Raw genomic sequence first — 7,755 nt, forward strand, 5'->3', positions numbered from 1 at the left:
GAACTTTGTGTGCGCCCGGAGGCTGGTAGCCCCGGGCGTTCCTTGTTTTCCGGAGGTTTCCGGTGTGGGGCAATCATCTCGGCGACAGGGAGGCCGCGAGGTGCGGTCTCCGGTTTGCCCCATGAAGGAGAAAAACATGGCTTCCGGCACCGTCAAGTGGTTCAACTCGGAAAAGGGCTTCGGCTTCATCGAGCAGGACGGCGGCGGCCCCGACGTCTTCGCCCACTACTCGAACATCCAGTCCCAGGGCTTCCGTGAGCTCCTGGAGGGCCAGAAGGTCACGTTCGACGTGACCCAGGGCCCCAAGGGCCCGCAGGCGGAGAACATCATCCCCGCCTGACGCCCCCGCGTCCCGCGGACGGGGCCCGCACCGGCCAGCCCGGTGCGGGCCCCACCCGTATGCAGCACCGCATCCCCGTCCCCTCGGCCACCGAGTGCCGCCCCACGGGAGCGTGCGCGACCGGCACGACCTCACCGTTCCTCTCCCTGAAGGGCATTCCGTGACACGAGCGACCGCATCGCGACCGAGCGCCGCCCCCCAGACGTCCGCACCGGCGTCCCCCGCGCCGGCCGACTCCTTCGACGAGTTTCCGCTGGCACCGGCCCTGCTCCCCGCGCTGCGCGCACAGGGCGTCACCCGGCCGTTCCCCATCCAGGCCGCCACCCTCCCCGCGACCCTCGCGGGCCGCGATGTCCTCGGGCGCGGGCGGACCGGCTCCGGCAAGACCCTCGCCTTCGGGCTCGCGCTGCTCAGCCGTACGGCGGGCCGGCGCGCCGAGAGCAAGCGCCCCCTGGCGCTGGTGCTGGTGCCGACCCGGGAACTCGCCGGCCAGGTCGCCGAGGCGCTCGCCCCCTACGCCCAGGCGCTGGGACTGCGCACGGCCACGGTCGTCGGCGGCACCTCGATCAACCGCCAGGTCGAGACGCTGCGCAAGGGCACCGAGGTGCTCGTCGCCACGCCCGGCCGGCTCGCGGACCTGCTGGACCGGCGGGCCTGCAAGCTCGACCAGGTCGCCGTCACGGTGCTCGACGAGGCCGACCAGATGACCGACATGGGCTTTCTGCCGCAGGTCACCCGGCTGATGGAGCAGGTCGACCCGGACGGTCAGCGGATGCTGTTCTCCGCCACTCTCGACCGCAACGTCGACAAGCTCGTACGCCGCTTCCTGACCGACCCGGTCACCCACTCCGTGGACCCGTCGGCCGCGACCGTCACCACCATGGACCACCACGTCCTGTACGTCGACGACGCCGACAAGCGCGCCACCGTCACCGAGATCGCCGCCCGCGAGGGACGGGTGATCATGTTCGTGCACACCAAGCGCGGTGCCGACCGGCTCACCCGGCATCTGCTCGCCCAGGGCGTGCGTGCCGCGGCGCTGCACGGCGGCAAGACCCAGCCGCAGCGCACCCGCACCCTGGAGCAGTTCCGCACCGGCCAGGCCGCCGCGCTGATCGCCACCAACGTCGCCGCCCGCGGCATCCACATCGACGGCCTCGACCTCGTCGTGAACGTCGATCCGCCGACCGAGGCCAAGGACTACCTGCACCGCGGCGGCCGGACCGCGCGGGCCGGGGAGTCCGGCACCGTCGTCACCCTCGTCACGCCGGGGGAGCGCCGGGAGATGACCCGGCTGATGCGCCAGGCGAAGATCACCCCGGGCACCGCGAAGGTCCGGCCCGGCGACGCCGAGCTGGCGCGGATCACCGGCGCGCGCACCCCGAGCGGGGTCCCGGTCGTGCTGGCCGCGCCGGCACCGGCGGCCGGCTCCGGTGCGAGCGGAGCGGCGAAGGGCGGCGGGGCGAACGGCGGCGGTGGCCGGCGCCGCCGCCCGGGCCGCGGCCGGCCCGCCCGCCGCACCGCCCAGGCGCCGCGCGCCTGACACCTCCGGCAGGACCGCCGGGCGGGGCGCTCAGGGCTTGACGGACACGTAGTAGCGCCGGGCGCCCTCGTGCAGCCGCAGCGGGTCGGTGAACACCGCCGTCCGCAGGTCCACCTTCTGGGCGGCGTGCACCTCGCGCCCGATCCAGTCGCGGCTGTCGATGACCGTGCGGGTGATGCCCTGGGTGAGGGCGGCGTCCGCGCGGTCCGTCGTCACCAGCAGGTTCGTCACCGCGATGGTCTTCACCGCCTCGCCGTCCTGGGCCCGCGGATAGGCGTCGGCGGGCATCACCGCCGCGCGGTAGTAGCGGGTGCGCTCGCCCTGCCGGTGCAGCCCCTCGGTCAGATCACCGAGCTGGACCAGCCGGACGGGGAACCGCTGGGCGAGGAGCTGCACCGCCGTCGTCGGCAGCCCGCCCGACCAGAAGAAGGCGTCCAGCTTCCCCCGCTCCAGCAGTTTCGGCATCCGGTCGATACCGACCCGCACGGGCGTGATGTCCTTGTCGAAGTCCAGCCCGGCCGCCTCCAGCAGCCGCCGGGTGATCAGCTGGACGCCGGAGCCGTCGGCGCCCACGCCCACCCGCAGCCGCCGCAGGTCCTTCGTCGAGCGCACCGCGGAGCCCTTCGGCACCACCAGCTGCATGTAGTCGTCGTACAGCCGCGCACAGGCCCGCAGCCGGTCCGCGCCGGGCTCGCCCCTGGCCCGGTACGTGGCGACCGCGTCGGCCGTCGCGATGGTGTACTGCGCGCGCCCGGCGACCAGCTGCCGCAGATTGTCGACCGACCCCTCGCTGCGGGCCAGCCGCAGGTCCACCTCCGGCATGTCGCGCGCCAGATCCTGTTTCAGCAGCTCCCCGTAGCGCGCGTACACCCCGGTCGGCACGCCCGTCGCCAGCGTGACCCGGCCGCCCGGGGCGGGCTCGCCGCCCGTCGGCAGCAGCCACCACAGCGCCGGCCCGAGGGCGACCAGCGCCGCGATCACCGCCAGCAGGGTGCGGCGGCCGGTGCGGGGGAGTGCGGTGAACATGGACGGGATCCTGCCAGCCGAACGGCCGGATGGGGAGGGGCGGGCCCCCCTTCCCGCAGGGGCGGAGATCGTCAGCCGGGCGGACCCGCGGGTCGCCCGTCCCCAAAACCGGCGAGGAACGCCTCGGTGACCGCGCAGTGCACGGCGGCCCCGACGGCGAGCGCGTCCTCCTCGTACACCACGTGGTTGGAGTGGTTGTCGGGCGCGGCCCCCGGTGTACGGTCCGCCGGGCACGCGCCGAGGTAGGCCATCGCTCCGGGGACGCGTCGCAGGACGTAGGAGAAGTCCTCGCCTCCCATCGTCGGGTGCGGCAGTTCCCGCACGTTCGCGGGGCCCACGACCGTGGATGCCGCGCCGCGCACCAGGGCGGTGAAGCCGGGATCGTTGTGCAGCGCCGGGTAGCCGTCGACCAGCTCCACGTCCGCGGTGGCCCCGTGGGCGGCGGCCACGCCGTGGGCCACCCTGGTGATGCCGTCGCGCACGGCCTGCCGGCTCGCCTCGCAGAGCGTGCGGTAGGTGCCGGACAGCTCCGCGGTCTCCGGGATGACGTTGCAGGCGCGTCCCGCGGTGATGGCGGTGACCGTGACGACGACGGGCTCGAAGGCGCCGATGGTCCGGGTCACCATCGTCTGCAGGGCCTGGACGATCTCGCAGGCGACCGGAACGGGGTCGAGCACCTTGTGCGGCGCGGCGGCGTGCCCGGCCCGCCCGTGCACCGTGATGCGCAGGGTGTCGGCGGCCGCGAACTGGGGCCCCGGCCGCAGGTGCACCGTTCCCGCCTCGTGGCGGGTCGCGATGTGCAGGGCGAAGGCGCCGTCGACCGGAGGGCCGTCGGCGGGGGAGAGCAGCCCCTCGTCGATCATCCGCTCGGCACCGCCGCCGAGCTCCTCCCCCGGCTGGAACATGAACACCACCCGGCCCGCCAGCGCGTCCCGGCGGGCCGCGAGCAGCCGGGCCGCCCCGATGAGCATGGCCGTGTGCGTGTCATGACCGCAGGCGTGCATGACACCGGGCACCTGCGAGGCGAACGGGAGTCCGGTGTCCTCCTGCTGCGGCAGGGCGTCCATGTCCGCGCGCAGCAGCATCGTGCGCCCGGGACGAGCGCCCTCCAGCACCGCCACGACGGAGCTGAGGCCCGCGCCGACCGACACCGCGAGGTCCAGCCCGGCGAGCTCCCGCAGGACCGTCGCCTGCGTCCGGGGCAGCTGGATCCCCACCTCCGGCGCACGGTGGATCTCGCGCCGTACGGCCACGATGCCGGGCAGCAGGTCCCGGGCCGCGGCGAGCAGATCGCAGGGCGGGACGGCCGCCGCGGCGGACGGCGGAAGCTGCGCGCTCACCGTCCGCCCACCGCCTCCAGCAGCGCGCGGACGGTCTGCGGGGTCCGGTCCGGCAGCCCGAGTTCGCGGCGCTCGTCCAGACCGCCGGGGTTGACCATGTTGAACTCGAAGACATAGGGGTAGGCGAGGTCGACACCGGCGAATCTGATGCCGTGGCGCAGCAGCCGGCCGCCGATGCGCCGGCACAGCCGTTCCTCGTCCGCGGTCAGCGCGGTATCGGTGCACTGGGCGCGGTGGGCGGTGTTGCCCCGGTGCTCGCCCGGGGCGAGCCGGTGCAGCTGCTGGGCCACCGGGCGGCCGGCCGCGATCAGCACGCGCTTCTCCTCGGCATGGGGCAGGTACTCCTGGAGGACGCAGTACCGGTTGCCGAAGCCCATGAGGCCTCCCTTGGCGAGGAGGTCGGTCAGGGCCGTGTTGCCGGTCATGGACTGCAGCAGGACCCGGTTGTTGCTCGACCCGGGCTCCAGGAGGTAGACGTCCGCACCGGCGTCGCCACCGGGCGGCTTCACGAGCCAGGTGGCCTCCGGGGCGGTCTGGTACTCGGCCCACAGCTCACTGAAGGAGTTCGACACCAGCGTGCGCGGAAGGTGCCCGGGAGGGACCACGGCCGGCAGCGCGGTCTTGGCGTTGAGCATCAGGATCCCGGTGACGTCGTTCACGAACGGCACCTGCTGGTTGAGCCACCACAGCAGCTGCCAGGCCGCCTCCTCGACCGACGGATGGGGGTAGTTGAGCACCCACACCAGGTCGATGTCCGCGAAGTCGCGCTGCTCGGGCTTGCCCAAAAGCGGCGCGAACGCCTCCAGGGCACCGTCGGGCTTCGCGAGCGGGCAGCGGATCTCGGCACCCACCGAGCACAGCCCGTTCACCGTGCCGATCCACACCTCGTGCCCCTCGGACATCAGGGTGTTGGCGTACAGGGCGTGGCAGCTGTCCAGTTCCGCGGCGGTACCGATGAGCAGCGCGATGCGCACGGGCAATCCCTCCTCGGTCGTCCCTCTGCAGCGATGGTCCTCCTCGGAGCGGAGAAAAGCCGCGAACCCCGGAACCGGGGCTCGTCGGCACCGCCGGACGTCCGGAAACGGTCCCTTGCGCGGCGTCTCGCCCGCCCCCGCCCCGCCCGCCCGCGGCCGGCGGACCGGCTCCCGGCTGCCGGGGACGGCGCTTCCCCGGCACCCCCTTACCCTTGAGGAATGACCAGCAGCAGCGACCGGAGCCACGCCGTGGACGTTCGAAACCCCAAGAGCTACGAAATCCGCACCTACGGGTGCCAGATGAACGTCCATGACTCCGAGCGGCTGTCCGGGCTGCTGGAAGAGGCCGGATATGTGCCCGCGCCCAAGGGCGGCGAGGGCGCCGACGTCGTGGTCTTCAACACCTGCGCGGTGCGGGAGAACGCCGACAACCGGCTCTACGGAAACCTCGGGCAGCTCGCCCCGAAGAAGGCCGCGCGCCCCGGCATGCAGATCGCCGTGGGCGGCTGCCTCGCCCAGAAGGACCGCGACACCATCGTCAAGAAGGCCCCCTGGGTCGATGTGGTCTTCGGCACGCACAACATCGGCAAGCTGCCGGTCCTGCTGGAGCGTGCCCGCGTCCAGGAGGAGGCCCAGGTCGAGATCGCCGAGTCGCTGGAGGCGTTCCCCTCGACGCTGCCCACCCGGCGCGAGAGCGCGTACGCCGCGTGGGTCTCCATCTCGGTCGGCTGTAACAACACCTGCACCTTCTGTATCGTCCCGGCGCTGCGCGGCAAGGAGAAGGACCGCCGGCCCGGCGACATCCTCGCCGAGGTCGAGGCCCTGGTCGCCGAGGGCGTCAGCGAGATCACCCTGCTCGGCCAGAACGTCAACGCGTACGGCTCGGACATCGGCGACCGCGAGGCGTTCAGCAAGCTGCTGCGGGCCTGCGGGAAGATCGAGGGCCTGGAGCGGGTCCGCTTCACCTCGCCGCACCCGCGCGACTTCACCGACGACGTGATCGCCGCGATGGCCGAGACGCCGAACGTCATGCCGCAGCTGCACATGCCGCTGCAGTCCGGCTCCGACCGCGTCCTGAAGGCGATGCGCCGCTCGTACCGCCAGGAGCGCTTCCTCGGCATCATCGAGAAGGTGCGCGCCGCCATGCCGGACGCCGCGATCTCCACGGACATCATCGTCGGCTTCCCGGGCGAGACCGAGGAGGACTTCGAGCAGACCCTGCACACGGTCCGCGAGTCCCGCTTCGCGCAGGCCTTCACCTTCCAGTACTCCAAGCGCCCCGGCACCCCGGCGGCCGACATGGAGGGCCAGATCCCCAAGGCCGTCGTCCAGGAGCGCTACGAGCGCCTGGTCGCCCTCCAGGAGGAGATCTCCTGGGAGGAGAACAAGAAGCAGGTCGGGCGCACGCTGGAGGTCCTGGTCGCCGAGGGCGAGGGCCGCAAGGACGACGCCACGCGGCGGCTGTCGGGCCGCGCCCCCGACAACCGTCTGGTGCACTTCACCCGCCCCGAGGAGCCGGTCCGGCCCGGTGACGTGGTGACCGTGGAGATCACCTACGCCGCGCCGCACCACCTCCTGGCGGAGGGCCCGGCCAAGGAGGTCCGCCGCACCCGGGCCGGCGACGCCTGGGAGAAGCGCAACGCCACGCCGGCCGAGCAGCCCAAGGGCGTCCTGCTGGGCCTGCCCACCATCGGGGCCCCGGCGCCCAGCCCCGCGCCCGCGGCCGGCTGCGGCTGCGACTGACCCGCGGCCGGTGACCGGGCCCGGGGCGTTACGCTGCGTGTCATGCTCGTAGCCGCCGCCATCTGCCCCTGCCCGCCGCTGCTCGTCCCCGACGTGGCCGCCGGTGCCGCACCCGAGCTGGACGCGCTGCGCGCCGCCTGCCTGGACGCGGTCGGTGTGCTGGCGGCGGCCCGCCCGGACCGGCTGGTGGTCCTCGGCCCCGCGGAGCGGGCCGGCCGGGGCGGGCACCCGCAGGGCGCCATCGGCTCCTTCCGCGGTTTCGGCGTCGACCTCCGGGTCACGCTGGGAGCCGCGGAGACCGCACCCGGGCGGGAGCTGCCGCCGTCGCTGGCCGTCGGCGCCTGGCTGCTGTCCCGTACGGACTGGGACGACGCCCCCGTGGAGGGGCTGGGCGTGGCGCAGTCGCTGCCCCGTGAGCGGTGCCTGGAGACCGGCCGGGAGCTCGCCGGGGCCGCGCCCCGGGTGGCGCTGCTGGTGATGGGCGACGGCAGCGCCTGCCGGACGGTGAAGGCGCCCGGCTACTTCGACGAGCGGGCCGAGGGCTTCGACGCCGCGGCGGGCCGCGCCCTGGGCGCCGCCGACCTCCCGGCGCTGACCGCGCTCGACGAGGAGCTGGCGGCCGGCCTCCAGGCGTCCGGACGGTCCTCCTGGCAGGTCCTGGCGGGCGCCGCCGAGGGCGCGGGCCTGACCGGCCGGCTGCTGCGCGAGGAGGCCCCGTACGGCGTGGGCTACTTCGTGGCCGCCTGGTCGTAGCCCCCGGGCACGGCAGCGGCCGCGGGGTGGGTCACC

General features: G+C 74.0%; 7 protein-coding genes. 4 read left to right on the forward strand and 3 right to left on the reverse strand.

The window, feature by feature from the left end; genetic code table 11:
* The first annotated feature begins 136 nt into the window (after positions 1–136).
* Both ACWD6P_RS27850 and ACWD6P_RS27855 read left to right on the forward strand, forming a co-directional pair.
* Complete coding sequence (locus tag ACWD6P_RS27850; RefSeq protein ID WP_384434400.1) at positions 137–340, forward strand: cold-shock protein; 204 nt, start codon at positions 137–139, stop codon at positions 338–340.
* 94 nt (positions 341–434) lie between these two features.
* Positions 435–1,883, forward strand: coding sequence for a DEAD/DEAH box helicase (locus tag ACWD6P_RS27855; RefSeq protein WP_451446910.1), 1,449 nt, complete (start codon positions 435–437; stop codon positions 1,881–1,883).
* A 30-nt stretch (positions 1,884–1,913) separates the two neighbouring features.
* Here the strand turns inward: ACWD6P_RS27855 and ACWD6P_RS27860 are convergent, their stop codons facing one another.
* The 3 genes from ACWD6P_RS27860 to ACWD6P_RS27870 all read right to left on the reverse strand — a co-directional run bounded on the left by ACWD6P_RS27860 (position 1,914) and on the right by ACWD6P_RS27870 (position 5,223).
* A complete protein-coding gene (locus ACWD6P_RS27860; protein ID WP_451446911.1) occupies positions 1,914–2,909 on the reverse strand; it encodes a TAXI family TRAP transporter solute-binding subunit in 996 nt (331 codons plus the stop codon).
* Between the two features lie 71 nt (positions 2,910–2,980).
* Entirely contained in the window at positions 2,981–4,249 is a 1,269-nt protein-coding gene (locus ACWD6P_RS27865; RefSeq protein ID WP_451446912.1) for a M20 metallopeptidase family protein, read from the reverse strand.
* Positions 4,246–5,223: an ATP-grasp domain-containing protein gene (locus tag ACWD6P_RS27870; protein WP_451446913.1), complete on the reverse strand. Its 978-nt coding sequence runs from the start codon at positions 5,221–5,223 to the stop codon at positions 4,246–4,248. Before ACWD6P_RS27870 ends, ACWD6P_RS27865 begins: the two co-directional genes overlap by 4 nt.
* A 219-nt stretch (positions 5,224–5,442) precedes the next feature.
* Between ACWD6P_RS27870 and miaB the strand changes: the two genes are divergently transcribed.
* Both miaB and ACWD6P_RS27880 read left to right on the forward strand, forming a co-directional pair.
* Positions 5,443–6,966: a tRNA (N6-isopentenyl adenosine(37)-C2)-methylthiotransferase MiaB gene (miaB, locus tag ACWD6P_RS27875; protein WP_451446914.1), complete on the forward strand. Its 1,524-nt coding sequence runs from the start codon at positions 5,443–5,445 to the stop codon at positions 6,964–6,966.
* Between the two features lie 42 nt (positions 6,967–7,008).
* The gene (locus ACWD6P_RS27880) at positions 7,009–7,719 is read left to right on the forward strand and encodes a class III extradiol dioxygenase subunit B-like domain-containing protein (protein ID WP_451446915.1); all 711 of its coding nucleotides are present in this window, start codon (positions 7,009–7,011) and stop codon (positions 7,717–7,719) included.
* Positions 7,720–7,755: the final 36 nt, after the last annotated feature.

It is taken from the genome of Streptomyces sp. NPDC002446, assembly GCF_053595675.1.